The sequence below is a fragment of the Stutzerimonas sp. C6.4V genome, assembly GCF_058536345.1.
In genome coordinates this window covers 1,616,196-1,642,356 of the sequence record NZ_JBZUBM010000001.1, presented here as the reverse complement: position 1 = coordinate 1,642,356, position 26,161 = coordinate 1,616,196, and the positions used below count along the sequence as shown (strand labels likewise).

At 62.7% G+C, this 26,161-nt stretch carries 21 protein-coding genes and 1 riboswitch; of the genes, 2 read left to right on the top strand and 19 right to left on the bottom strand.

Annotated features, from left to right (window positions below):
• Window positions 1-114: 114 nt before the first annotated feature.
• Both AC4LFW_RS07825 and glnT read right to left on the bottom strand, forming a co-directional pair.
• Window positions 115-1,188 (bottom strand): putative urea ABC transporter substrate-binding protein, encoded by a 1,074-nt coding sequence (locus AC4LFW_RS07825; protein WP_491818531.1) that lies wholly within the window; start codon window positions 1,186-1,188, stop codon window positions 115-117.
• Window positions 1,189-1,210: 22 nt separating this feature from the next.
• Entirely contained in the window at window positions 1,211-2,575 is a 1,365-nt protein-coding gene (glnT, locus tag AC4LFW_RS07820; RefSeq protein ID WP_491818530.1) for a type III glutamate--ammonia ligase, read from the bottom strand.
• Window positions 2,576-2,717: 142 nt separating this feature from the next.
• On the opposite strand from glnT, the gene AC4LFW_RS07815 reads away from it, so the two are divergent.
• Both AC4LFW_RS07815 and amt read left to right on the top strand, forming a co-directional pair.
• Entirely contained in the window at window positions 2,718-3,740 is a 1,023-nt protein-coding gene (locus tag AC4LFW_RS07815) for an alpha/beta fold hydrolase (RefSeq protein WP_491818529.1), read from the top strand.
• Between the two features lie 105 nt (window positions 3,741-3,845).
• Window positions 3,846-7,229, top strand: a complete 3,384-nt coding sequence (gene amt / locus AC4LFW_RS07810; RefSeq protein WP_491818528.1) for an ammonium transporter — start codon at window positions 3,846-3,848, stop codon at window positions 7,227-7,229.
• A 153-nt stretch (window positions 7,230-7,382) separates the two neighbouring features.
• On the opposite strand, the gene AC4LFW_RS07805 is transcribed toward amt, so the two are convergent.
• The 17 genes from AC4LFW_RS07805 to AC4LFW_RS07725 form a co-directional block, all read right to left on the bottom strand.
• Window positions 7,383-8,222, bottom strand: a complete 840-nt coding sequence (locus AC4LFW_RS07805; RefSeq protein WP_491818527.1) for an ABC transporter ATP-binding protein — start codon at window positions 8,220-8,222, stop codon at window positions 7,383-7,385.
• On the bottom strand, window positions 8,219-9,115 hold the full coding sequence (locus AC4LFW_RS07800; protein WP_491818526.1) for an ABC transporter permease: 897 nt from the start codon (window positions 9,113-9,115) through the stop codon (window positions 8,219-8,221). Before AC4LFW_RS07800 ends, AC4LFW_RS07805 begins: the two co-directional genes overlap by 4 nt.
• Window positions 9,112-9,915, bottom strand: coding sequence for a hypothetical protein (locus tag AC4LFW_RS07795; RefSeq protein WP_491818525.1), 804 nt, complete (start codon window positions 9,913-9,915; stop codon window positions 9,112-9,114). The genes AC4LFW_RS07800 and AC4LFW_RS07795 overlap by 4 nt, the downstream gene beginning before the upstream one ends.
• The gene (locus AC4LFW_RS07790) at window positions 9,912-10,706 is read right to left on the bottom strand and encodes an N-acyl homoserine lactonase family protein (RefSeq protein WP_491818524.1); all 795 of its coding nucleotides are present in this window, start codon (window positions 10,704-10,706) and stop codon (window positions 9,912-9,914) included. Before AC4LFW_RS07790 ends, AC4LFW_RS07795 begins: the two co-directional genes overlap by 4 nt.
• Window positions 10,703-11,347 (bottom strand): cysteine hydrolase family protein, encoded by a 645-nt coding sequence (locus AC4LFW_RS07785; protein WP_491818523.1) that lies wholly within the window; start codon window positions 11,345-11,347, stop codon window positions 10,703-10,705. The genes AC4LFW_RS07790 and AC4LFW_RS07785 overlap by 4 nt, the downstream gene beginning before the upstream one ends.
• A complete protein-coding gene (locus AC4LFW_RS07780) occupies window positions 11,344-12,120 on the bottom strand; it encodes a creatininase (RefSeq protein ID WP_491818522.1) in 777 nt (258 codons plus the stop codon). The genes AC4LFW_RS07785 and AC4LFW_RS07780 overlap by 4 nt, the downstream gene beginning before the upstream one ends.
• Complete coding sequence (locus tag AC4LFW_RS07775) at window positions 12,117-13,001, bottom strand: DMT family transporter (protein ID WP_491818521.1); 885 nt, start codon at window positions 12,999-13,001, stop codon at window positions 12,117-12,119. Before AC4LFW_RS07775 ends, AC4LFW_RS07780 begins: the two co-directional genes overlap by 4 nt.
• Entirely contained in the window at window positions 12,998-13,744 is a 747-nt protein-coding gene (locus AC4LFW_RS07770; protein WP_491818520.1) for an SDR family NAD(P)-dependent oxidoreductase, read from the bottom strand. Before AC4LFW_RS07770 ends, AC4LFW_RS07775 begins: the two co-directional genes overlap by 4 nt.
• The gene (locus AC4LFW_RS07765; protein ID WP_491818519.1) at window positions 13,744-14,532 is read right to left on the bottom strand and encodes an SDR family NAD(P)-dependent oxidoreductase; all 789 of its coding nucleotides are present in this window, start codon (window positions 14,530-14,532) and stop codon (window positions 13,744-13,746) included. Before AC4LFW_RS07765 ends, AC4LFW_RS07770 begins: the two co-directional genes overlap by 1 nt.
• Before the next feature lies 1 nt (window position 14,533).
• Window positions 14,534-15,556, bottom strand: coding sequence for a fatty acid desaturase family protein (locus AC4LFW_RS07760; protein WP_491818518.1), 1,023 nt, complete (start codon window positions 15,554-15,556; stop codon window positions 14,534-14,536).
• 43 nt (window positions 15,557-15,599) lie between these two features.
• On the bottom strand, window positions 15,600-16,607 hold the full coding sequence (locus AC4LFW_RS07755; RefSeq protein ID WP_491818517.1) for an ABC transporter substrate-binding protein: 1,008 nt from the start codon (window positions 16,605-16,607) through the stop codon (window positions 15,600-15,602).
• A 47-nt stretch (window positions 16,608-16,654) separates the two neighbouring features.
• Window positions 16,655-16,757: riboswitch (guanidine-I (ykkC/yxkD leader) on the bottom strand.
• A gap of 566 nt (window positions 16,758-17,323) precedes the next feature.
• On the bottom strand, window positions 17,324-19,126 hold the full coding sequence (gene atzF / locus AC4LFW_RS07750; RefSeq protein WP_491818516.1) for an allophanate hydrolase: 1,803 nt from the start codon (window positions 19,124-19,126) through the stop codon (window positions 17,324-17,326).
• A gap of 118 nt (window positions 19,127-19,244) precedes the next feature.
• Window positions 19,245-22,862, bottom strand: a complete 3,618-nt coding sequence (gene uca / locus AC4LFW_RS07745) for an urea carboxylase (RefSeq protein ID WP_491818515.1) — start codon at window positions 22,860-22,862, stop codon at window positions 19,245-19,247.
• Between the two features lie 235 nt (window positions 22,863-23,097).
• Window positions 23,098-23,733, bottom strand: coding sequence for an urea amidolyase associated protein UAAP2 (locus AC4LFW_RS07740; RefSeq protein ID WP_491818514.1), 636 nt, complete (start codon window positions 23,731-23,733; stop codon window positions 23,098-23,100).
• A gap of 12 nt (window positions 23,734-23,745) precedes the next feature.
• A complete protein-coding gene (locus AC4LFW_RS07735; protein WP_491818513.1) occupies window positions 23,746-24,474 on the bottom strand; it encodes an urea amidolyase associated protein UAAP1 in 729 nt (242 codons plus the stop codon).
• 1 nt (window position 24,475) lies between these two features.
• Window positions 24,476-25,315, bottom strand: a complete 840-nt coding sequence (locus AC4LFW_RS07730; protein ID WP_491818512.1) for an ABC transporter ATP-binding protein — start codon at window positions 25,313-25,315, stop codon at window positions 24,476-24,478.
• Window positions 25,312-26,127 (bottom strand): ABC transporter permease, encoded by an 816-nt coding sequence (locus tag AC4LFW_RS07725; protein WP_491818511.1) that lies wholly within the window; start codon window positions 26,125-26,127, stop codon window positions 25,312-25,314. The genes AC4LFW_RS07730 and AC4LFW_RS07725 overlap by 4 nt, the downstream gene beginning before the upstream one ends.
• Window positions 26,128-26,161: the final 34 nt, after the last annotated feature.

Genomic DNA, 26,161 nt, shown 5'->3' with positions numbered 1-26,161 from the left:
TTCGATCGGATCAAGGCGTGTTTGGAGAGTGGGCAGCCTGGGCACGTCACGCTATGAGCAACGCTAGCCGAAGGGCGGGGCATCAGCATCGACTGGCTGAGCCCCGAGACAGCTTTACAGTTTGCCGTCCGCCGCCATCTGCATGTAGGTGCTGTCGAAGCGCAGTTTGACGTTAGCATCGGAGCCGAGCAACTTGCCGTTAGGCATCGCGATGCCGACGAAATCTACCGAGTCGGCGCCGTCGCCGAGCAGGCCGTGATCGAAGGAGAACTGGCGAACACTGTCCATGGCCTGGTAGGCCTCGTCGCTTTCAATGAAGGCCAGCGAATCGGCCGGCTTCCAGAACATCTTCATGCCCTTGAGCTGGCTTTCGTAACCAGCTTGATCGGTACCCGATGCCTGCCCCAGGGCTGCTCGTGCCTTGGCACCTTCCTCGGTATCGCTTTCGAGGATGCCCATCACCTCATACCAGGCGCCTACCAGCGCTTTGCCGAAGTCCGGGTTGTCCGTCAGGGTTTCGCTGTTGACGATGGTCAGGTCCTTGATATGGCCTGGGATCTGGCTGGAGTCGAAGGCCTTGTTTGCGCCGGGCATGGAGGCGACTTCATCCAGCAGCGGGTTCCAGGTGACCACGTTGCGCACGTCTTCCGTGCTGAAGGCCGCAACCAGGTCGGCATCCGAGGTGTTCACCACCTGCACGTCGCGCTCGCTCATGCCCACACTATCCAATGCTTGGGCCAGCAGGTAATGCGAGACCGACAGCTCGACCAGATGAATCTGCTGGCCTTCGAGCGATTTCAGATCGGCACTGTCCTTCATCACCAGGCCGTCGTTGCCGTTGGAGTAGTCACCGACGATCAGGGCCGTGGTGTCCACGCCGCCCGCCGCCGGGATCGACAGCGCATCCATGCTGGTAGCGACCACGCCGTCGAACTGGCCCGCGGTGTATTGGTTGATCGATTCGACGTAGTCATTGACCTGGGTGATGTTCACCTCGATCCCGTACTTGTCGGCCCACTTCTTCATGATTCCCGACTCGTCGGCGTACTTCCATGGCATCCAGCCGGCGTAGATGGTCCAGGCGATGTCGAAGGTTTTCTTTTCCTCGGCTTGCGCGGCAAAAGGCGAAAGGGCTGCAAAGATCACGGCGCCGGCACAGAGTGCCCGCTTGAACGTATTGGCTTGCATGGTGAATCTCCTTTTCATCGAGTCAGAAGAATTTCAGGTAGCGCTGGATTTCCCAGTCGGAAACATGGGTGTGGTAGGCATTCCATTCGTCGCGCTTGTAGTCGACGAAGGCCTGGTACATGGCGTCGCCGAAGACCTGACGCGACAGCGGGTCCGCCTCGAAGGCGTCAATGGCTTCGGATAGCGTGCGCGGCAGGGTCTCGATGCCCATGTCCGCGACGTCCTTTTCGCTGTAGTCGTACATGTTTTCGCGGTGCGGCTGGCCTGGCTCGAGCTTTTCGCGAATGCCCTCCAGGCCGGCGGCAAGGATCATCGCGGCGCCGAGGTAAGGGTTGCAGCCGATATCAGCGGCGCGACATTCCACGCGTGCACCCTGGGACGGAATGCGCAGCATGTTGGTGCGGTTGTTGTTGCCATAGCAGACAAATACCGGTGCCCAGGTCGAGCCGGACATGGCGCCCTTGCGGATCAGCCGCTTGTAGCTGTTCACGGTGGGCGCGATCACCGCGCAAATGGCCTTGGCGTGTTTCAGTACGCCAGCGATAAAGTGGTAGGCGAGCGGGGTGACACCACAGCCGTGCGGGTCTTCGCCCTCAACCTCGAACAGGTTCTTGCCCGAGGCCAGATCCGCCAGGGACATGTTGTAGTGTGCGCCGCTGCCGGTGCGCTGGGCAGAAGGCTTGGGCATGAAGGTGGCAAAGGCGCCGTGCTTGCGTGCGATCTCGTTGGCCATCATGCGGAAGAACACGAAGCGGTCGGCCATGGTGAGCGCGTCGGAATACTTGAAATCGGTCTCGAACTGCCCGTTGGCATCTTCGTGATCGAAGGAATAGACGCCCCAGCCCATCTCGTTCATGGCCTCCACCAGTTCGTCGATCACCGGCAGGTTGTCCATCAGCAGGCGCGGGTCGTAGCAGGGTTTGGCTGCGGTATCGCGATCGCTGAGCGGGGCGAAGCCGCCGTCCGGTGTGTCCTTGTAGAGGAAGAATTCGGTCTCGATGCCCAGGTTGAAGCTGTAGCCCAACTCGGCCGCAGCTTCGGTCTGGCGCTTGAGGATGCCGCGTGAGCAGGCGTCGAACGGCTTGCCGTCCAGGTACAGATCACTGGCGAACCAGGCCAGGCTGCGGTTCCAGCTGCACTGGGTGGCGCTGGCCGGGTCCGGCATGGCGGCGACTTCGTTGTCGCTGATCTGCTGCGGGACGCCGTCCAGCGCCGCCCCGGTATACAGCTCCGAGCCACGCAGCATCTGGCCGAGATGTGCCAGTGGCACGAATTTGCCTTTGATCACGCCGTGCATGTCCACGTAGCTGGCCATGGCGTACTTGACGCCTTTGTCCTGCAGGCCTTGTTTGAGTTCGTCGATCTGGGAAAGCGGAAAGGTCGTCATGGTGGGAAATCCCTTGCTGAATTCGGGCCAGCGTCGTGCGCTGTGGCACGAATCCTTCATCCAATATACATGCCAGCGTGTATAGGAAAGCTGCTGCAAGACCTGCCAGGACACCCCAAAATGCTGCTCAGAGGAAACGCAAGTGCTTGAGATAGAGAGGGAAAAAAGGTTCATCGAGCTGGGCGATCTAGCGCTTGAAAGAGGCCAGATTCTGGGTAAAGCGCGGCTCTGCTATCAGGTCGTCGGCCTGCCAAATGCACAGCGGGACAACATCGTGCTGATTCCCAGCTACTACGGTGGATCGCATTGGGGCAGTCTGCCCTTGCTTGGTGCAGGCAGCCCCCTGGCCAGTGGTGACTACTGTGTGGTGTTGACTAATCTGTTCGGTGCCGGCTGGTCCAGCTCGCCGAGCAATGCAGCCGCAGGGCAGGGCGGTGCAGATTTCCCCCGGATCACGCTCGCGGATAACGTGCGGGCGCAACGCCTGCTGCTCGACCAGCTGTTCGGCCCGACATGGCAGTTGCAGTTGGTCACTGGCTGGTCCATGGGCGGGATGCAGGCGCTTTACTGGGCGTTGCTATTCCCCGAAAAGGTGCAACGCATCCTGCCGTTCTGCTGCACGGCGCGCTGCTGGCCACACAACTTCGTCTTCCTCGAGGGTGTGAAGGCAGCTCTGCAGGCTGATTCGGCATGGCAGGGTGGGCGCTACATCGAGGCGCCCGAGCGTGGCTTGCGGGCCTTCGGCCGCGCGTACGCGGGCTGGGCTTACTCGCAGGCGTTCTTTCGCACTGAGCAATGGCGTGAGCTGGGCTTCAGCAGTCTCGACGCCTTGCTCGACTATTGGGAACAGGACCACCTGGAGCAGGACGCGAACGATCTGCTTTGCGTGCTCGATACCTGGCAGTCGGCCGATCCGTCAGCGCTGCCCGGTTTTGGCACCCTGGACGAGGCGCTGTCCCACCTTTCTGCTCTGGCGATCATCATGCCCAGCAGCACCGATCTCTATTTCACTGTTGAAGACGCGCGATACGAAGCCTCGCTTATGCCCAACGCCGAGCTGCGGGTGCTGCAGTCCGATTGGGGGCATTGCGCCGGCGGGCCGGGGCGCAATCCACAGGCCATGGAGCAGGTGTTCGCCGCTATGCATGACCTGCTCGCCTCCTGACGGGAACCGTACGAGGACTGGCATGGTTCTGGCTAATAGCTAAAAGCCAGTACCGCCAGGTTCTGGCTTTCTTCCGCCTCTGCGGGCACCTGCCATGGGATGCGTATGCCGAAAGACTCGATCGATATTCTCTGGGTAGTGCTGTGCGCCGGACTGGTCTTCAACATGCAGATCGGCTTTCTGTGCCTGGAGGCCGGCCTGACGCGGAGCAAAAACGCGATCAATGTCGCGACCAAGAACATGGCCGACCTGTGCATCGCCTTGCTGCTCTACTGGTCATTCGGCTTCGCGCTGATGTTCGGCGCCAGTCAGGACGGGGTGATGGGCACAAGTCTATTCATGCTCGAATTTGCCGTGGACGAGAGCTGGCCGCTGGCGTTTTTCCTGTTTCAGGCAATGTTTTGCACGACCGCCGCGACCATCGTTTCGGGCGCAGCAGCCGAGCGCATGCGCTTCAATGCCTATTTGATCGTCGCTGCGCTGTCGGCTGGTTTGATCTATCCCTTGTTCGGCCATTGGGCCTGGGGTGGTGCGTTGCGTGAGGGGCAGGGTTGGCTGGCGCAGCAAGGCTTTGTCGACTTTGCCGGTTCCACTGTGGTGCACGGCGTCGGCGGCTGGATAGCGCTGGCCACTATCATGGTCATCGGCCCCCGCGCGGGCCGCTTCGATAGCAAATGGCTGCGGCAGAATATGCCGGGCTCGAATCTGCCACTGGCTATGCTCGGCGGCTTGCTGCTGCTGTTCGGCTGGTTCGGCTTCAATGGCGGCAGCACCCTGAGTTTCGACGGGCGCGTGCCGGGAATCGTGGTCAATACCGTTGTGGCAGGCATGGCTGGAATGGCGTTGGCGATGCTGCTATCGCAATGGCGGCACGGCTACGTCGAGCCCGTTGCGTTGCTCAACGGCATGCTGGCGGGGTTGGTGGCGATCACCGCGAGTGCTCATGCGGTCAGCATTGCCGACTCCCTGCTGATCGGGGCAGGCGGCGGCCTGGCGATGTGGCTGGCAGACCGGCTGTTGGTGCGCTGCGCCATCGATGATGCGGTCGGCGCGGTTCCGGTTCACCTGGCGGCCGGCTTGTGGGGCACTGTGGCGGTAGCGCTGTGTGGTGATCCGCTACTGCTCGGCACCGGCCTGAGCCGCTTCGATCAGCTGATGGTTCAATTGCAGGGCGTGTTGGTGTGCGCGGTCTGGGCTTTCGGCTTGACCTGCCTGCTGTTGCGGCTGATCAATCGGTACTACCCGATGCGGGTGAACCCCGATGACGAGCGCGTTGGCCTGAACGTCAGTGAGCATGGTGCCCGCACTGAACTGATCGAACTGCTCGACGCCATGGCTGAGCACCAGCGTCAGGGTCAGTTCGAGCGTGAGGTCGAAGTCGAGCCGTTCACCGAAGTGGGCCAGATCGCCGAGCAGTACAACCAGGTCATTCGCGCGCTACGCCAGGCCGTGGCGAAGACGCAGAGCATCGTGCGGGACATTCGCGACGGCATCGTCACCTATGGCCATGATGGCATCCTGTCCAGCTGCAATCCCGGTGCGGAGCGGCTGTTTGGCTTGCCTGCCGAGCAGATCGTCGGGCAACCCTTCCAGCGTTTCGTCGTGGGCAGCAGTGCTTCGCTGTTGCCGGAAGCTGGCGGCGAGTTAAAAACCGAACTGATGCTCCGCGGCAAAGACGGCAAACTGTTCGCCGCGGAGCTAACTGCGAGCCAGGGGAACCGCCCGCAGGACGCTTTCGTTTGCATGGTGCGAGACATTACCGAACGCCGACAGATCGAGGAGCAGCTGTTCGCGGAAAAAATGCTTGCCCAGGTCACGCTCGCGTCTATTGGCGATGGTGTCATCACCACCGACAGGGCCGGGCGCGTGCGTTATCTCAACCCCAGCGCCGAGCGGCTGATCGGCTGGAGCCAGGCCGCCGCGCAGGGGCTGGTGCTTGATGAGGTCTACCAGCTGTTCGACGAAGCGACCGGTGCGCGGCTACCCAACGCCGCCAGCCTCGGCCTTCGGCGTAGAAGTGACCGTCAGGATCGTACCGAGCGGGCGCCGGGCCTCCTTCATCGACCCGACGGTACGCAACTGGCGGTGCAGGATGCGGTCGCTCCCATCCGCGACGCCGAAGGCGTAGTCATCGGTACCGTGCTGACCTTCCGCGACGTCAGCGTCACTCACCAGCTGGCACGCAAACTGAGCTTCCAGGCCAACCACGACAACCTGACCGGGCTGGTCAATCGCTCGGCCTTCGAGCGCCGGCTCGAAGGGCTGCTGCAAGCGGCGACCCGCGGTGAACACGTTCTCTGCTACATGGACCTGGACCAGTTCAAGGTGGTCAACGACACCTGCGGACATGCCGCCGGCGACGAATTGCTGCGTCAGCTTGGCCAGCTGCTGCGTGGCCGTGTGCGCGGCAGCGACCTGCTGGCGCGCCTGGGCGGCGATGAATTCGGCATGCTGTTCATGAACTGCCCGCTGCCGCAGGCGGTGGCAATTGCCGAGGGCATCCGACACAGCGTCGACGAATTCCGCTTCAACTGGGACGGCAAGGCATTCGCGGTCGGTGCCAGCATCGGGCTGGTCGCCATCGACGAACACGCCACCTCGCTCGGGCCGCTGCTCGGTGCCGCAGACAGCGCCTGTTATGCAGCCAAGGACGGCGGCCGCAATCGGGTGCATGTCTACCAGGCCGACGACCAGCAACTGATGGCGCGGCGCGGCGAGATGCAATGGACACAGCGGTTACGACAGGCGCTGGATCGCGACCTGTTGCGGCTGTTTGTCCAGCCCATCGTTCGTACCGCAGGCGACGACGGTACGCAGCGTTATGAAGTGCTGGTTCGCATGCAGGGCGACGATGGCAGCATCATTCCGCCCGGTGCCTTCATGCCGGCGGCCGAGCGCTACGACCTGGCGCCGGCGGTGGATCGTTGGGTGGTTGGCAATTTTCTGGCATGGGTGGGCGATCTCCAACGTCGTCCAGGTGCCTCGCTGGGGCATTATTCGATCAACCTGTCGGCAACCTCGCTGGGAGAGGAAAGCTTTCTCGATTTCGTGCTCTCGGCTATCGAACGTCATCGAATCCCCCCCAATTGCCTGTGCTTCGAAATCACCGAAACCGCGGCAATCGCCAACCTCAGTCGCGCGATGACTTTCATGAACAGGCTCAAGGCGGTGGGCTGCAGCTTCGCACTGGATGACTTCGGCTCCGGTTTGTCGTCTTTCGGCTATCTGAAGACACTGCCGGTGGACTATCTGAAAATCGACGGCAGTTTCGTTCGGGACGTTGATCGCGATCCCATCGCGCGGGCAATGGTCGCGTCGATTAACAACATCGGTCATGAAATGGGGCTGAGTACCGTGGCAGAGTTCGTCGAGTCGGCGGCAATCCTCGAGTGCCTGCAGGAAATCGGTGTTGATTACGTGCAGGGTTACCACCTGGGTCGGCCGGGACCGCTCGCCGCGTTGTCCGGCGTGCGGATGATGCCGCGCTGAGCGCAACAACTCCCTTCTTCGCTTCAGGCATAGGCGGCGCTGCTGCCAGCCGATAGCGGTCAGACTTATTGTGGGCTTCAGCCCACCGTGGATTTTTCATCGGGTGGGCTGATCCGGAACGCCGCATTTGCATCAGGCGCGTAGACGGCGGTGCTAACCGGCGATAGCCGTCAGTTTCTGCAGTTGGTCCAGGTCGGTCTGCATACCGGAGGTTTCCCGGATTCGGCCGAGAATCTCACGTTTCAGCGCGGTGAATTCAGGCGAAAGCTTCATGTCCTGGTCACGCTGGGAGGGCAGGGGTACGTCATAAATCGAGTCGATACGCCCCGGTCTTGGCGCCATCAGCACTACCCGACCACCCAGATAGATGGCTTCCTCAACGTCATGGGTGACGAACAGGATGGTCGTCTTCTCGAGCTTGTGCACGTGACGGATCAGGTCGTGCATGACTTCGCGGGTCTGGGCATCCAAGGCGCCGAAAGGTTCGTCCATCAGCAGTGTGGCTGGCTTCGGCATCAGGGCGCGAGCGATGGCAACGCGTTGCTGCATGCCGCCTGAAAGCTGGCTTGGAAAGGCGTCAGCGAAGTTCGTCAGGCCCATGAGGCTGAGCAGAGCATCGGCGCGGCCACTGGCGGTTTCGACATCGGCGTCACCACGCACGGTGTCGGAAATTACCTTGAGCTGACGGCAGAACTTAATGTTCTTCATCACCGTCAGCCAGGGATAGAGGCTGTAGTGCTGAAAGACCATGGCCCGGTCGACGCCCGGTCCGTCGATGGCATTGCCGTCGAGCAGGATTTCGCCACGGCTGAGCGTCTCGAGGCCGGCGATGATGCGGAGCAGGGTCGACTTTCCACACCCTGAGGCGCCGACGAAGGTGATGAACTCGTTGGGTCGGACATCCAGGCTGACCGACTGGAGCGCTTCGATTTCCCGCTTGTCACTGACGAAGGTCTTGCCCACCTGCTGAATGCGGATTTTGGCTTCGGTCATGCTTGTTTTCTCCACGGGAAGGCGCGGCGCGAAAGCCAGCGGAACGCCTGGTCGGTGAGCAGGCCGATCAGGCCGATCAGGAGGATGCCGGCAAAGATCTTGTCGGTGTGCATGTAGCGCTGAGCCTTGAGGATGGCGTAGCCGAGGCCCGAGTTGGCGGCGACCAACTCGGCGACGACCAGATAGGTCCAGGCCCAGCCGCAAGTGATGCGCAAGGTGTCGAGGATGGCCGGGCGCGCTGACGGCAGAATCACCAGCTTGACGATTTCGCCCCGGCTGGCCCCCATGGTCTGTGCGGCCTCGATTTGCGTCATGGGCACACGGCGTACGTCTTCGGCCACCATCAGCACCATCTGGAAGAAAGTGCCGATAAAAATGATCAGTACCTTCGAGCCTTCGTCGATGCCCACCCACAGCATCACCAGCGGTATGAAGGCCACCGCCGGCATGTAGCGAATAAAGTCGGTCAGCGGCTCAAGGAAGGCCTGCACCGGCCGGTAGGTGCCGATATACAGCCCCAGCGGCAACGCCAGTAAAGCCGAGGCGCCGAACCCGGCCATGACCCGCCAGACGCTGATGCCTATATCGGTAAGCAGCCCCTCGCTCGACCACCAGCGGCCTAATCGCTCCAGCACGGCGCCGGGGCTGGGCATGAACATCGGGTCGGCCAGCCCTAGCGCGGTATAGGCCCACCAGAGAATGAAGGGTGCAATCAGGCCCGCGGCTGCCAGCGCCCAGACCGTGGCTTTCGGCAGGTCGCCACGAATGCGCCACCAGCGGGCGCGGCGCGTCTTGGCGACGGGCGGCGCGGGTTCTGTGCTGACCGGTTGCCCTGCGACCACCGCGCGCGGCTCCAGGTTCGTGTTCGCGCCAAGGGACAAATGCGCCGTCATGCGACTACCTCCTGAACGAGAGCTGAAATCGGATTCGCCACGCTGACCCAGCCGAGGGTCGGTGGGAATTGGCCGATGCGGGCCAGGTCCCCTTCGGGTATCCCGGCCGGTTGACTGAAATTCCAATAGCTCGGCAGAAGGCTGTCACCGACACGCCCCGGCAGCGTCGAGTGGCTGATCATCCAGGGTGTAGCGCCGTTGCGTTGGCGGCCGAAAGAGATTTCGCAGGCGAGCAGTTCGAGCCGTTTTGCGGGAGTGGCGCGGGCGAGTTGATCGCGCAGGTGGATGACATCCGCGTCCAGCGTGACGGGCCTGTCGGCGGCGAACATGAAGTAATCCCCGGCAACCAGCAAGCAGGCCTGGCGCTCCGGTTCATCGGCCGAGCGCAGCCACAGGCCCCAGTTGGTGCCTTCGGATTCGGGTAGGCGCTGCCAGACTTCGTGATATCGGCCATCCAGGCCATCTTCGAGCAACCGATCCGGAGCCTCGAAACGCATGCGGCCGATGTCGGGTGAGCCGCTGGGCGGCTGGTAGTCGATCAGCCGATGCCATTGGCAAGTGTCGCCATCCACCATGGTCAAGCCGGCAAAGCCAGCCTGTTCGCACAGGGCCAGCTGTTGTGCATGGGTGCAGGTGGCAAGCGAGGCAGATGTGGTCGGTGGATGGGGAATGCGCACGTCGGCGTGCAAATGGGCCGTCTGCAGCCAGTAGACGTCGCTGGTCTCGTCGCGGCATCCGTCGGTGGTGGTCAACAGGCGACGGCGCCATACGCCCAGGTAGGTGTCGGGTACGTTGTTCATGCGTGGTACTCCGGGAATCGTTTGAGGGTTCGCCAGAAGGCCATGTCGTGGTTCGGCCACAACTGGGCCCCGCTGTCGGCGGCCAATCCCTTGAGCTTGCGAATGCTCTCCAGCGCCAGGTCTTCACGGTCCTGCCAGCAGAGGCCAGGCGCTATTTCATCGGTGAGGTTTTCTTCCAGATCCGCGGCGTCGCCGGTGAGGATCACCGGCCGGCCCTGCGGCAGTTCGATCAGCAGCGACATGTGCCCGGCGGTGTGTCCCGGCGTATTGATTGCTTGCACACCGGGCGCCAGTTGGTATTCCTCGCGCTGGAGACTCCAGCGATTCTGGTCAACGAAGGGGCCAGTGAAATCGTCGGCGAAGTAGGCATCGTCGGCCTCGGCCATAGCGGCCGTCAGCTCGGCCTCGTGCACATGCACCTCGCAGCCGCAGAGTTCGCAGAGCCCGCCGGCATGGTCGAAATGAAGGTGACTGAGAAATACCAGATCGATGTCGGCTGGCGTCAGCCCATGGCGGGCCAGATGGGCGGGCAGGCGCTGGTCTTCTCGCATGTCCGGTGGCCCCATCGGGAATTCCAGCGGGTCGAACCAGCGCGCCTTGAGTGCAGGGTCGTTGATCTTGGCGTAGTCGCAGCCGACATCGAAGAGGATGCGGCCCTGCCGGGTCTCGATCAGAAAGGCCAGGATTGGCGCCTCGATCAGGGTGCCGTGTCCATGATTGCGGGTGGAAATCGATTTGTCGTAGCGATGGGTGGCGGTCAGCAGCGGCCAGAGCTTGAGCACATCGGTCATGCGGGAATCTCCAGCAAGGCGATCAGTGCATCGCTGGTGACGACTTCGCCGAAGAGTCCGCCTTCGACGCCGATCATCGACAGCGCCGCGGCATGCAGCGCCGGATAGGCAGAGCCGCAGGCGTCGGCGACCGTGAGACAGGCGTAACCGAGATCCACCGCCTGACGCAGCGTTGAGGACACGCACACCTCGGTGGTCACGCCGGAGAGGATCAACTGGCGAATGCCGCGATTGCGCAGCAGCAGTTCCAGATCGGTATGGGCAAAGGCGCTGTAACCCGGCTTGTCGATCACCGGTTCGCCGGGCTCGGGTTTCAGTTCGTCGATCAGGTCGTTGCCGCATTCACCGCGCACCATCAGACGGCCAAGTGGTCCGGGGCTTCCGATGGGGGCACCGCTGGCTTCAGCGCGTCGGCGCTTGGTATCGGGGAGGTCGCTGAGGTCGGCGCGATGGCCTTCGCGGGTGTGTACGACGAATAACCCGCTGCGGCGCGCCGCGATCAACAGCTGGCGGATCGGCTCGATGGGTGCCCGCAGCCGTTCGATGTCCAACCCGGCCTTGTCGGCATAGCCACCCGGCGCGCAGAAGTCGCGCTGCATGTCGATCACTAGAAGCGCGGCGTGTTCCAGCGCCAGGTTCATTGCAAATTCCCCAGGGCGAATTCCCGACAGACAGCGGCGGCTATGCCACTGACGATGTCTTCAGCCATGCGTTGTCCCTTGCCTGCGGTGGAGCCTCTGGCCGAGGACAGCACGCCCGAAGGCGGCACCCACTCGGTTCGGGCGGGGTACATGTCATAGAGGGGAAAGTCCGCAGGGCCATCGTCAGGAATGCGTTCCAGTGCCACCAGGTTTGGGTGGTAATGCAGCATCAATGAGGTTTCGATGACCGCCGCGTGCTCCAGGGCGAAGCCGGGGAAGCCATCGGGGAATACATCGGCCAGCGTGTCTTCCCTGCAGAAGTCCCAGTGCTCCAGACGCATGACTTCGATACCCGCGTCCGGCCCCAGTTCGCGCAGCGCCAACTGGATGCCTTCGGTGACAAACCACTGGTTCTCGTAATGCCCGACCAACAGCACCAGTCGCTTGACCCCGTGCCGATGAAATTCGCGGACCGCGTCGCGCACCAGTGCGCTCAGGGTGGCGCCATCCAGGCTGGTGGTTCCGCAGAAATGCTGGCCACCGCCGCACTTGGGTTGCGACTTGTAACCATAGGACAGGGCGGGCGCCACGAGCCCGCCGACCCGGCCGGCGACGTCCGTGCAAATGGCACTGGCCAACAGCGCATCGGTGCCCAACGGCAGATGCGGGCCGTGCTGTTCGGTGGCACCGCAAGGCAGGAAGAGCACGGCGCCGTCACGCACGCGGTGTTCGTACTCGACCCAGCTGAGTTGATCCATGTGTACGCTGTTCATAGCGAGGGGCTCCGGATTACGTTCAGGGCCGGCCGTTCCGGCCAGCTGGCGATCAGCGCAGCGAGGGTCACCAGAGCCGCACCGCTCCATTCATGAATGCCAATGGCCTGCTCGCCGAGCCAGGCGGAGGAGAGCACTGCGGCCACCAGTTCGAACACGACGAGCACGGCGGCCCGTCCGGCTTCGATGTGGCTGACGCCGTATTGCACCGCCGCCATGCTCAGCAGCCAGCCGAGCGACATGAGGGCGATCTGCCAACTCAAATCGAAACTCAGCGGCGGCGGATATTCGCCGAGCAAGGGGCACAGCACGGCTGCGATCAAGGCGCTGCCCACGAAAGGCGCCAATGTCTTGCTCGCCAATGGCACCTGATCGGCGGCGCGGGTGGCAAGGTTGTTCAGGCTGAAGCCCAGGCCTGCCGCGAGGGCGAGCCAGTCGCTACCGCTCAATGGCTGAAGCAATTCGCTGCTGATTCCGAGCGTCAGCGCAATTCCAAGCATGGCCAGAAGCAACGCGATGACTCGCAGCACCGTCAGGCGTTCGCCCAGTAGCAGCCAGCCGCCCAGCACGCCCCATACGGGAGCGAGATAGAAAAGAAGCATGACCCGCACCACCTCGCCAATGGCCAGCGCTGTCACCAGCGCGGCGGTGGCGCCGCCGCCGCACACCGCTATCGCCAGCAGGCCGTTGCGCTGCGGCAACCATGCGCGGCGTTCACGCCAGAGCACGGGCAGGGCAATGAAGCTGAGCAAACCGTAAACCAGCAGTACCAGCGGCATGCCGACCAGCCCGAGGCTGGCGAAATGGTGCAGGGGCAGCCAGCCCAGGCCCCAGGCGATCGCACCTGTGACCAATAGAATCTGCGGTAGCAGGCTACTCACGCGCCCATCCATGAGCCGCCATTGGGCCCTAGAATCTGTCCGGTGAAGTAGCTGGCGTGAGGCGAGAGGAGAAACAGGATGGCGGCGGCGACTTCTTCAGGCGTGCCGAGCCGGGCCATGGGGATATCCAGCTCCTTGGCCATCCACTCATCGCTCATGTGTTCTGGCGACACCATGGCCGTCGCGATGGGGCCGGGCGCGACAGCGTTGATGCGAATCCCGTCAGCGGCAAATTCGCGGGCCAGCGAACGAGTGAGGCCGATCACACCGGCTTTTGCGGTGCAGTAGGCGGCGTAGTCGCTCCGGCCAAGAAAGCCCAAATCGGAAGCGACGTTGACGATGGCGCCTTCACCGCGCGAGCGCATGTGTCGCAGCGCGTGCCGGGTGCAGCGGTAGACGCCATGCAGATCGACGTCGAGTACCCGGGACCAGTCCTGCTCGCTGGTGTCGAGAAAAGGTTTTTCGAGAATGATCCCGGCATTGTTGACCAGCAGATCCAGCGGGCCGTCGGCCAGGATTTGCTCGAACATGCCGGCAACGGCTGAAGGTGAGCTGACGTCGGCCTCCACGCTCCGGGTCCTGATGCCAGGCACATCGATTGATTCACACAGCTGCTGCGCCAATTGGGCCTGCCCATGATGGTTGATCCATACGCTGGCGCCTGCGTTAGCCAGCGCGACCGCGGTCGCTCGGCCAATGCCGGTCGCCGCGCCTGTCACCAGAGCCACCTTGCCTTCAAGCATCAGTGCATGACCTCGCCGTGGCTGACCGACAAGGCCTGGCCGGTAAGGGCCGCGGCCAGGGGCGAGCCGAGAAACAGGAAGGTGCCGGACAGGTCCGCCGGCGTTAGCAGTTCCGGGATGGCCTGGGCGGCCAGCACCGCGACCAACTCTTCGGCCTCGGTGCGGCCGTTTTCCTCGGCCATCACGCGCAGCGAGCGCATCGCCGCTTCGGTGCCTATCCATCCCGGACATACGGCGTTCACGCGGATGCGGCGCGGGCCCAGCTCCCAGGCCAGCGAGCGGGTCAGACCGACCACCGCATGCTTGCTCGCCGCATAGGCAGAAAAGCCCGGCACGCCTTTGAGCCCCCAGATGGACGCTTGGTTGATTACGCTGGCACCGGCCCGCAGCCGCGGCAGCAGGGCACGGGTCAGGCGCTGCATGGACGAGACATTGTTGTCGAGCAGCTGTGCCCAGCAGGCGTCTGCTTCGGCGGTGGGGTCGGTGATCGGCGTCTGGTATTCCATGCCCGCGTTGTTGACCAGCACATCAACCGACCGGCCGCGACAGGCCAGATCGTCGGCGAAGTGCTGCACCGCATGCCAGTCCGACAGCTCCAGCGTTGTGGCATGCAGCTTGGCGTCGGTCTGCAGGCTCTCCACGAGGTCGCCAAGGGCATCGGCGTCGCGATCCACCAGCTCCAGTGTGGCGCGGGCTTCGGCATAGGTCTGCGCCAGACGCCGGCCGATGCCGCCCGCCGCGCCAGTCAGTACGACACAACGTCCGTGATAATCGAGGGCTTTATGCATTTCACACCGCCGTGAGGAAAGACACGCCAACTGCACCGTAGAAGCTCTCCGCTTTATGCGGTCCTTCGCCGACTACGCCATAGTCGTCATCCAGCACACGACGCAGGCGATAGCGATGGAAGCTGCCAAGCAGGTCACGCATCGGGATCACCTGGTTGTAGGTGCTGCCGTACAGCTCGGCATGCATCGCGGGCAGGCGATACCAGGGCGCTACCGGTTTCTCGTGGTGGGCGTTGTGGAAGGAAAAGTTGAGCAACAACAGGTTCAGCGACGGCCAGCGTGCAGAGACCACGTTGCTGAAGGTATTGAGCTGTTCGTACGCGCGATCGCGTTGTTTGTTCTCCGGCACCTTGCCTTCTTCAAGTACGGCGAAGGCGTCATAGGTGTGCTGATAGGCATCGGCGAAGCGCAGCACCGTGACCATCAACAGCCAGGCCACGCCATATAGCACCAGCGCCTTTAGCGACAGCCATCCAAGCAGGGCGAACAACAGGGCGCGCACGAGCATGACCCGGGCGACCTTGCCACGGCGTGCACGGTGTTTCTCGTTGGCGGTGACGAAGGGCAGCGCGACCACGTAGAAATGCATGATCAGCTCCACAGCCGGCACGTAGGCCCATTCGAGCGCCAACACCAGCTTCTGGAACCAGACGGGGCGTGCCTTGAGAAAGGCCTTGCTGTCGAAAGTGATGACATCGGCACGGTCGACGTGGTGACGCATGTGCTTCTTGCGCAGGTCCTGAAACTCGGCATAGCAGCTGCCGGTCAGCCAGCTGCAGACGCTGCCTGCCCACTGGTTGTGCTTTGGCACGCTGAAGATGGTGCCATGGGCGAATTCATGGATCAGGTACGCGGCGATGATCATGGCATGCCCGAGCAGCAGCGTACCCAGCGCATTGAGCCAACCGTTGTAGGGAAATAGCAGGGCCAACCCGGCGAAGTAGCCGAGCAGGGCATAGCTCATCGCCAGCGTGTTCGGCAGCTTGCCATCGGCATAACGGTAAAGCGGTTTGCTGGTTTGCATATCGTTCTCCAGCCGGGGCGAGCACTGCTCGCCCTGGCACGCATCACTTGGTGAGCGCTTCGGTAAATTGCGAGTCGTAGGTGTTGCTGAAATCCGGAATGGAAGGGATCTGGCCGTTATTCATCAGCAGTTTGGCGATGATCGCGCCGCTGCCGTGGAAGGAGTGGGTGTCGTCGCTGGGAGTGAAGCTCTTCTGCATCTCGGCGAGTGGAATGTTGTACGCGCCGGAAATCTGCTCGGTGGCTTCCTCGGCAGTTACGCCCAGTACTTCGCCTATGATCTTCGCCGACTCTTCGGGGTGTTCCTGCATATAGGCCAGGCCGTCCAGGTAGCCCTGGATCATCGCTTTGATTGCGGCGGGCTTCTTTTCGATCACCGCCTCATCGAATGCAAGGACGTCGGTGATCAGACCCGGCGCGTCCTTGGACGAGTAGACCACCTTGAACTTGTCGGCACCGCCCATGGACAGTATCTGGGAAACGTTGGGTTCGTAGGTCACGCCGACAGGCAGGTTGCCCGACGCCATGGCACCGGGAATGCCTTCGGGTGTCATGTTGACGGGCTGGATGTCCTTCTCGGACATGCCGTTCTGCTGCAGGGCATAAGCGAGCAGAAAGTCGGAAGGGGACAGCGGGTTGTAGCCGACCTTCTTGCCCTTGAAATCGGCGACGGAATTGACCGAAGCCTCAGCGACGATGGCATCGCCACCGTTGGAAAAATCGATTGGCATTACAACGCGATGCTTAAGCCCCTTGGCAACGGAGGCAACGACCTGATCGTAGGTGAGCATGCCACCGTCGAGTGCGCGGCTGAGCATGGCGGTCGGAATCAGCGCCGGATCGTTGAAGAACTGGAGTTCCAGATCCAGACCGTGAGGCTTGAACAGTTCCTTCTTGTCCGCGACGTAGAAAGGTCCGTAACCAGCCCAGACAACGGTGCCAATCTTCAGCTTTTCCGCAGCCTGTGTGGCCATCGGCGCGAAAACGGTGGCTGCTGCAAGCGTGGCGCCCAGCAGGGTCTTGTGCAGCGAACGAAGCAACGGAGCGGTCATGGTGTAACTCCTACACAGTGGAAGAACCGGCACGGGATGACATCGCGTCCTCCCGGGCTTTTATCCCGCCGTGTAGTCCTATCCTTAGGACCGGAAAACTCTCGGACCAGCCGCCCATTCGCATGAGCCGGAACCCTAGTTCGCCTTGGTGTTGCTCCTGTGTGCCGAGCGTCATGAGTGGTGTCGCGACTCATCCCGTTCACTACGGGCTGAGCAGATTGCGTGCCACATCTGGCAACCGCCTGATTTGCCTATCACGTTCAACAACTTACGTCGCAAAGCCGTCAATGACAGTCAATGAAGCCTGTCCTCTGTCTGCGCCTAAATGGTGAAGAGTGCGCTGCGATGGTGCTGATCGAATATTTGGTAAGCGGTGCAGATTCGACGGTTCATGAGCGTTAACGCCACGGCCCGCGCCGCGGACGCTGTGGTCTCGCTGGCAGTACTCGGTTCATTACGTTTCATTGGCCTGGAGGCATCGGGATAAAGCGTGATTTGGGTAGGGTCGCAGCCCAGCCGGTCAAGGCCGTTCCTGATGGTGCGCTGCGCCAGCCGCAGATGAGGCGATAGGCTTGTTGCGCAGCTTCAACGCAGCATTTCCGTAGAAGATGTAAGGCGCCGGAGGTGGTCGGAATAGGTCTGATGTCCTGCGGTACGGGCTCTTAGGCCGTGTTTGCTGGCGAAACGCATGCAAGCACGGCCCACAACCCAGACTGTCAGGAGCGACGCTTCATGTAAGCCCGCCAGCCACCCAGTTCGCTGATGTCGCGTGCATGTTGCAGTCCGTATGGTTCACAGATGAAGCCGGTTTCCCAGCGGCCATCGGCGAGCTGTACCTTGCCCAGGCCGAGCGGGGCGGGAATGCCAGTCATGAACGAGCCGAGCTCACTGCTCGGAATCTCCCAGACCTCTACCTCGATCGCCACGCCGCCTTCGTCCACACGGACCATGCCCGGGCGGAACGGAGGGCCGCCGGCGAGTGCGTAGAGCTTGTAGTCCGGCGAGCTTTGGGTGGCTTCGAGCAGCCGACCCCCGCGTTGCTTCAGTTGCCAGTTCAACGGCAAGCCGTCGAGGTGAGCGCCACAGACGACCACGCGAGCGCGGTCGCCGCGAGCCGGGCTCTGTGGTGCCGACGAGGTGATCGACTGTCCGCCGATGAGCGTGATGCCGGTGTGACGCTGCAGTGCATCGGCCAGGCTCAGCAGGTATTGGTCGGTAAAGGCGCGGCCAAACAGGGTGATGCCCCACGGCAATCCGTTCTGCATCATGCCTGCCGGCGTTGCGACGGCCGCGTAGTCCAGCATGTTCATGAAATTGGTGTAGTAGCCCAGGTCCGAGTTGCGCTTGACGGGCTCGGCGCGCAGTTCCTCCAGCGTCACGGGGCGAGGGTAGGCGGGGGTCAGCACGCAGTCGACCTCGTTCATGATCCGATCGCAGATTGCCTTGAGCTGTTGCAGGCGGTACTGGGCACGAAACAGCTGAACGGCGGTCGTTCCCGGCGCCTTCTCCAGTACCGCCTTGATGACCGGCAACACGGCGTCCGGCTGCTGTTCGATCAGCTCACCGGCGACGCTGTAGCGCTCAGCGACCCAGGGGCCTTCATACAGCAGACGGGCGGCTTCGAGGAAGGGCGTGAACTCTATGCTGACCGGTTCGCCACCGATGGCCTTGAGGTGCTCGACGGAGGCCTCGAACAGCGCAGGGCTTTCCGGACAGCCAAGGAACTCGAGCTGCTTCGGTACGCCGAAACGGAACGCCTTGACCCGTCCGAACGCTGCGCCGTCGTTCCACTGTGAGTTGGTGCGACTGTATTCGTCGCGCGGATCGAGCCCGGCCGTCAGCGATAGCAACTGGCTAGCCTCAAGTGCGGTGGCAGTGAAGAACGTAACGCAATCCAGCGTACGGCACGCCGGTACGACACCCGCCGTCGAAATCAGGCCTTTGGTGGCTTTCAGGCCCACCAGATTGTTCAGTGCCGCCGGCACTCGGCCGGAACCGGCGGTGTCGGTGCCCAGGGCAAAGGTCGCGACGCCCAGCGCCACGGCGAGAGACGAACCGGCGCTCGAACCTCCCGACGGGTAATCCGGATGCACACTGTTGCGGCATTCACCGTAGGGCGAGCGAGTGCCGTTGAGCCCGGTGGCGAACTGGTCGAGATTTGTCTTGCCCATGGGAATCGCGCCGAGGGCGATCAGCTGGCTGATAATGGTCGCGCTGGTGTCCGGCGTATAGGCAAAGGCCGGGCAGGCAGCCGTCGTGGGGATACTTGCCAGATCAATGTTGTCCTTGATGGCAAAGGGGACGCCGTATAGGGGCAGCTCGGCGGGCGACTTGCCATCCAGCGTGGCGAGGTAGGGTTCCAGTTCTTCCGTCGTCAGCAGGTGGATGAACAGCTTGAATTCGGGATTGAGGGCGGCGGCCTTGTCGCGCAGTCCAGCGATCAGCCGGCGCGGGGTGGTTTCACCGGCGGCATAGGCGGCGCGCAGAGTGTCGAGGCGCAGGTCGAATGTGTCGTTCATGCTCGTGTCCTTCGTAGGATGGAAACGGCGCAGCCTTTTCCACCGTTGATGTTCGGGCCGGCCCTGCGGGCCGGTTGGTGGATCGGTGAAGCGTGATCCACCCTACGGTTGTTCGGCGTCAGGCTTCCTCGATCACCGCCACCCGCTGCCCGGCGCGCACGGGCGAGCCGGGCTGCACGCGAACCTCCTTCACGACGCCTGATACCGGCGCGGTGAGGGGGATTTCCATCTTCATGCTTTCGAGGATCACCAGTACGTCGCCGGCCTCGACCCGCGTGCCCTCGGCCACCGACACCTGCCAGAGGTTGCCGGCGATATGGCTTTCGATGCCGTGCTGGCCGGCGCCGAGCGGGGCATCCTCGCCGAGGTCGGCGACCATCTCCTCGCTCTCGAAATGCGCCTGGCCGGATTCGATCCAGCGCTGGCGCTCGGCGTCGAAGGCGGCGCGCTGCTGCTGGCGGAAGGCGTCGATGCCCTCTGCCTCACGGACCAGGAAGTCCTGGTAGTCGGACAGCCGCAGCTCGGTCTCCTCGATCTGCAGCGGGTAGCGGCCCAGCGGGAAGTCGCGGCGGATCTTCAGCAGCTCGTCCGACGAGACCGGGTAAAAGCGGATCTGGTCGAAGAAGCGCAGCAGCCAGGGCTGGCCGCCGAAGGCCTCGACGGCGCGGTAGCGGTTCCACATCTGCAGGGTACGGCCGACGAACTGGTAGCCGCCGGGACCTTCCATGCCGTAGACGCACATGTAGGCGCCGCCGATGCCGACCGAGTTTTCGGCAGTCCAGGTGCGCGCCGGGTTGTATTTGGTGGTGACCAGGCGATGGCGCGGGTCCAGCGGGGTGGCGACAGGGGCGCCGAGGTAGACATCGCCGAGGCCCATGACCAGGTAGCTGGCCTCGAACACGGTCTCGTAAACCGCGTCGAGGTTCGGCAGGTCGTTGATCCGGCGGATGAACTCCAGGTTGCTCGGGCACCAGGGCGCGTCCTTGCGCACAGTGGTCATGTACTTGTCGATCGCCAGCTGGCAGGCCGGATCGTCCCAGGACAGCGGCAGGTGGACGATACGCGAGGGGACCTTCAGATCCTGCGCCGAGCATACGGCGTCCCAGAGGCCGGCTACCGTGTCGAGTAGCCTGTCCAGCGGCAGGGTTTCCGGCTGGTAGTGGACCTGCAGCGAGCGGATGCCGGGGGTAAGGTCGATGACACCATCCAGGTTTTTCGCCTCCAGCGCCTGCATCAGCGCATGGCCACGGAAGCGCAGCACCAGATCCAGCTCCGGCTGGCCGATCTCCAGCAGCAGGTGGGTGTCGCCGGAGAGGCGGGCGACCAGGCGCGTGTCGGCTTCACCCAGGTCGAGGACGATGGGGGTGGTCCGTCCCTGGGCTGAGGGGGTGTGTTCCCTCTCCCCAGTGGCGAGAGGGCCAGGGTGAGGGGTGAGCGAATAGTCGAGCGACTTCGCCAACTGCCGCGCCGTCGCCAAATCCACCGGCGCGAACCGAACCTTGTCTCCGGCCTTCAGTTGGCCGAGTTGCCACAGGTCCGCCTCGATGACTGTCACCGGGCAAACGAAGCCGCCGAGGCTCGGGCCGTCGGGGCCGAGGATAACCGGCATGTCGCCGGTGAAATCCACCGCGCCGATGGCGTAGGGGTTGTCGTGGATATTGGACGGATGCAGCCCGGCCTCGCCACCGCTCTCGCGGACCCATTCGGGCTTGGGCCCGATCAGACGCACGCCGGTGCGGCTGGAGTTGAAATGCACTTCCCAATCTGTAGCAAAGAAGGTCTCGATATAGCCTTCGGTGAAGTATTCCGGCGCGCCATGCGGGCCGTAGATGACGCGGATTTCGCTCACCGTCGGCAGGGCCGAGCACACCTCGGCCGGCAGGCTGGCATCGGCGGAGGTATCGGTCAGCTCGGTCAGGTGCAGCACGTCACCGGCCCGCAGGGCTCGACCGGCGTGGCCACCGAACTGGCCGAGGGTAAAGGTGCTCCGGCTGCCCAGGTACTTGGGGACTTGCAGGCCGCCGCGTACACAGAGGTAGCTGCGTGCGCCTGCCCCGGCGATGGTGCCGATGGCCAAGGTGCTGCCAGCCGGGACGAAGAGGGCGGTGCACATGGGCTGCTCAACGTCGTCCAGCTTCAGTGGAATTTCGGCACCGGTCACCGCCACTACGGCGTCGGTGTTGAAGCGCAGGATTGGCCCGCTCATGGTGATTTCCAGGCCCGCCGCATCGGCTGGGTTGCCCAAGAGAGCGTTGCCCAGGCGCAGGGCGCGGTTGTCCATCGGACCGGACGGCGGTACGCCCACCGCCCAGTAGCCCTGGCGGCCGGGGAAGTCCTGAACCGTGGACTGGGTGCCTGCGCTGATCACTTCAAAGGTGGTGGCTCGGTAAGTCAGACCTTCCAGGCAGCGAGTCCAGGGATTACCGTTGGCGAAAGGGGTGTAGGCGAGGATCTGGCGCAGGTAGTCGCGGTTGGTTTCCACGCCGTAGAGCACGGAATCGCCCAGGGCGCTATCCAGCGCGGCGCGGGCTGCCTCGCGATCGGGCCCGCAGGTGATGAGTTTGGCGACCATCGGGTCGAAGTAGGGCGGGATCTCGCAGCCGGCTTCAACCCAGGTGTCGATGCGCAGGGACTTTCCGTCGCCCTTGGGGAAATCCACGACGGTGAGCAGGCCCGGGCTCGGCTGGAAGTCGCGGCCCGGGTCTTCGGCATACAGGCGCGCCTGGATCGCATGGCCCTTGGGCTCCAGGCCTTTAATCAGTTCGGTCAGCGGAGGCAGGTCGCCGGCGGCCAGTTCGATCATCCAGCGCACAAGATCGACGCCCCAGACCTGCTCGGTGACGCCGTGTTCGACCTGCAGGCGGGTGTTCACTTCCAGAAAATAGAAGCGCTCGGCCTCGCTGTCATAAACGAACTCCACGGTGCCAGCGCTGCGGTAGCTCACCGCCTTGGCCAGTTTTACTGCCGCCTCGCATAAGGCCTCGGCCATGCCGTCCGGCAGATTCGGCGCGGGGGTTTCCTCCAGCACCTTTTGGTTACGCCGCTGCACCGAGCAGTCGCGTACGCCGAGGGCAACGACTTGGCCGGCCCCGTCGCCGAAAACCTGGACTTCGAGGTGACGGGCACGCTGGATGTATTTTTCGATGAATACACCCGAGTCGCTGAAGTTGTTCTGCCCGAGCCGCCTGACCGCCTCGAAAGCATCCGTGAGTTCTTCAGCCGAGCGGCACACGCGCATGCCGATGCCGCCGCCGCCGGCAGTGCTTTTCAGCATCACCGGGTAGCCCACTTCGTCTCCCGCTTTCAGCGCGGCGTCGAGATTTTCCAGGAGTTCGGTGCCTTCGAGCATCGGCACGCCATGCTGCTTTGCCAGTGCCCTGGCGGTGTGCTTGAGACCAAACACCCGAAGTTGCTCCGGTGTCGGGCCGACGAAGGCAATGCCTGCGGCTTCACAGGCTTCGGCGAAACCCGCATTCTCGGAGAGAAAACCGTAGCCGGGGTGTATGGCCTTGGCCCCGGTTTCCCGCGCGATACGGAGGATTTTCTCGACCGCCAGGTAGGTGCCCGAAGCCGGGCCTTCGCCCAGGCTGAGGGCTTCGTCGGCCTGCTGAATGTGCAGGCTGGCAGCATCAGCCTCGGAATAGACGGCCACACCCTTGCAGTTGAGCGCCTTCAGGGTGCGCAGGATGCGGCAGGTAATGGCGCCGCGGTTGGCAATCAGGAGTTTGTCGAACATTCGAGGAACCCTCGAAGGTGGCGGGCCGTCCCGCCGCTGTTGGGTCTGCACCACGGTCGTCCATGGCGGAAAACAGATTCATTGAGGCCGGTTCAGCGGTCGCCAGCCGAACGTGCTGGAGGATCTGACCTGAACAGTGGAGGTTGCCTAAGACATTGGCCCGAGCGGCTCTGACATAGCGAGAAGAGCCACCGTCGAATCGTTTCGGGCTTAAGGCTCGCCAGTTGTCTATTTTTTAGTCCCACACCAGCACCTCGGCAGGCGTAGGGTTCCATCCATTACATGGGTTATTCAGCTGGGGGCAGTTGGATATCAGGACGATCACGTCCATTTCAGCTTTCAGCTCCACGTACTTTCCGGGCGCTGAAATGCCATCCTCGAAGGTAAGGCCGCCATCGACCGTGACGGGCACGTTCATGAAAAAGTTGATATTGGCGCCGATGTCGCGCTTTTCCAGGCGCCCGTCGTGCAGGCTGGCGCGCAGGAAGTTGTCACGGCAGCTGTGCATGTAGCGCTTGTCCAGTGCGTAGCGGACCACGTTGCTCTCCTGGGCGCAGGCGCCGCCGAGGGTGTCGTGTCGCCCGCAGGTATCGGCGGTGATGGTCAGCAGCGGATTGCCCAGGTTCGAATACAGGACCGTGCCGGCGGTAAGGTAGACCTTGTTCTGTTTGCGCAGCGTGCGCTGCGGGTCGAAACGCTCACGTGGGTTCTTCGCGCTGAAGAACAGCGTATCGATAGCCTGGTTGCCTTCGAGATCCAGCAATCGCAAGGACTGGCCCGCTTTTACTTCGAACAGGTAAGGCTCGCCCGCAGGGATTACATGGCGGAACACGGCGGTTTCTGGGTGAAGGTTGCTCTCGTGAATGGTCATGGCGGCGCCTCCTCAGATGTAGAGCCGTTCGGTGTTATGAAAGGCGCGGCCGTTTTCGGGGCGCGAGGTGCGGCAGAGCACACTGATGCCGTCACTGTCGACCCGGTGCCAGCTCAGTTGCACAGGCTTTGGCGCGTATTCGGGAGATGGGTCCATGGGGTGTTGCAGGGCCGTGAGCACCACTAGCGCATCCATGGGGGCGTAGAGCTCGACGTAATCACCCGCTTTTGAATTGTCGGGCTGAAAAGCGAAGCCGCCGACCGCATCCACCGTGACCTTGCTAAACAGGTTCAAGGTCATGAGCAGGTCCTGCAGGTTGAGATTCCATTTGCCCATTTCCACCAGAAGGTTGTCCGCACCGTTGCGAAAGAAGCCGTTTCGCAGTTCCTGGTAGCGGCCCTGGCCATATTTCTCGGCGACTTCAGCGGCGTTGAGCACGCCACCAAAACTGTCGTGCCAGCCGCAGGTATCCGCTGTTATGCAAGCCAGCACACGGCCCATATCCGAATACAGGCAGTGTCCTGTGGTGAGCTTGGCGGTATGTTGGCCTTTAAGAGTGTCAGGCAAATTCAGGCGCTCGCTTTTTTCAGCGGCGTTGAACATCAGCATGCTGACGTTGGCGCCGCCTTCGATGTCGGTCAGGCGCAGCAGCTGCCCGCGTTTGAGCACGAAGGAGGTATGCCCGCCGCCAGGAAGCGTTTCTTCATAGAGGGTAGGGCGGATTGCAAGTGAAGCGCTCATCTTAGGCTCCTTGATTAGCGGTATGCGTTTGGCCGAGCTGTGCCGACAGATCGCCAATGGCGGCGCGGGCAACTCGACGGTCAGCGTTCAGCGGAATGTCGTAGGTCACGCGAGCGCCATAGGCGCCGGGTGCATGGGGATCGAGGCGGATCTTGTCGAATACCAGGATGCGAGTGCCGAGGGTGAAACCTTCGGACAGGTCATGGGTGACCATGAATACGGTCAGCCGTGTTTCCTGCCATAGCTCAAGCAGCAGCTCATGCATGTCCTTGCGAATGCCCGGATCGAGCGCGCCGAAGGGCTCATCGAGCAACAGGACGCGAGGCTTCATGACCAACGCTTGAGCGATGGCCAGGCGCTGTTGCATACCGCCGGATAGCTGTGCCGGGTACTTGTCCAGCGAATGGCCCAACCCGACCTTGCGCAGGATGACTTCTGCCTGGTCGCGAGCATCACGCTTACCTTGGCCGAACAGTCGGCCCAGCACCGGCGCCTTGGGCAGTTCCAGGCCGAGGGCAACGTTGTCGAGTACCGATAGATGGGGAAATACCGAGTAGCGCTGGAACACAACGCCGCGACTGGCATCCGGTTCGTCGGCGATGAGCTGGTCATCCAGCAGGATTTCGCCGCGGCTGGGACGTTCTTGCCCAAGCAACATGCGCAGAAATGTGGATTTGCCGCAGCCGGACGCGCCAACCAAGGTGCAGAACTCGCCTTCGGCAACGGTCAGGCTCAGGCGCTCCAGCACCACCTGATCGCCGTATTCCTGCCAGACGTTGTTGACCTGAATGAAGGGCTTTTTCGCCTGTACGCTGGCCTGGCTCATGCTGGATTCGGTCATGCCTTGGCTCCTTCATACCAGGGGAAGGCCAGCTCGGTGAGCTTGCGCAGACTGAAATCCATGGTCCATGCCAGCAGGGTGATCCAGGCCACGTAGGGCAGGATCACATCCATCGCCAGATAGCGACGCACCAGGAAGATTCGGTAGCCCAGGCCATCGGTGGATGCGATGGCTTCGGCGGCAATGAGAAAGAGCCAGGCGGAGCCGAGCACCAGTCGCATGGCAATCAGCAGGCGCGGCAGTATCTGTGGCAACACCACGCGCAGGATCAGCGTCCAGGTGTTCGCGCCGAGGGTTTGCGCCTTGATCAACAATTCCGGCGGAATTTCCCGTGCACGCTGCTCCAGATCACGCGCTAGCACCGGTGTTACGCCGATCACGATGAGCATGACCTTGGACAACTCACCAAGCCCGAACACGATGAACAGGATCGGCAGAATCGCCAGCGGCGGCACCATGGACAGGACTGTCAATAGCGGCGACAAGGGCGCGCTGAACAGCGGCAAGGTGCCGGCCGCTACGCCAAGGCAAAGGCCAACGACTGCAGCGACCGCCAAACCCACGCCGAGACGTTTGAGGCTGGAGGCGGTGTCCTGCCAGAACAGGTAATCGCCACTGCGTTTGTCAGGGGTGAATGCCAGACGCTCTACAGCGCTGGACATCTGGGTGAAGCTAGGCAGGAGCTTGTCGTTGGGGTTGGTGTCCAGCCGCTGTGCCGAACTGGTCAGGTAAGCGAACAGAATGATCGCGAAGGGCAAGATGACCAGTAGCGTCCAACCGCTGCGGCCCGGCACCCGGTTGATCAGGCGCATAGAGCGATCTCCCTGTAGATCTGGGAGAGTTGCC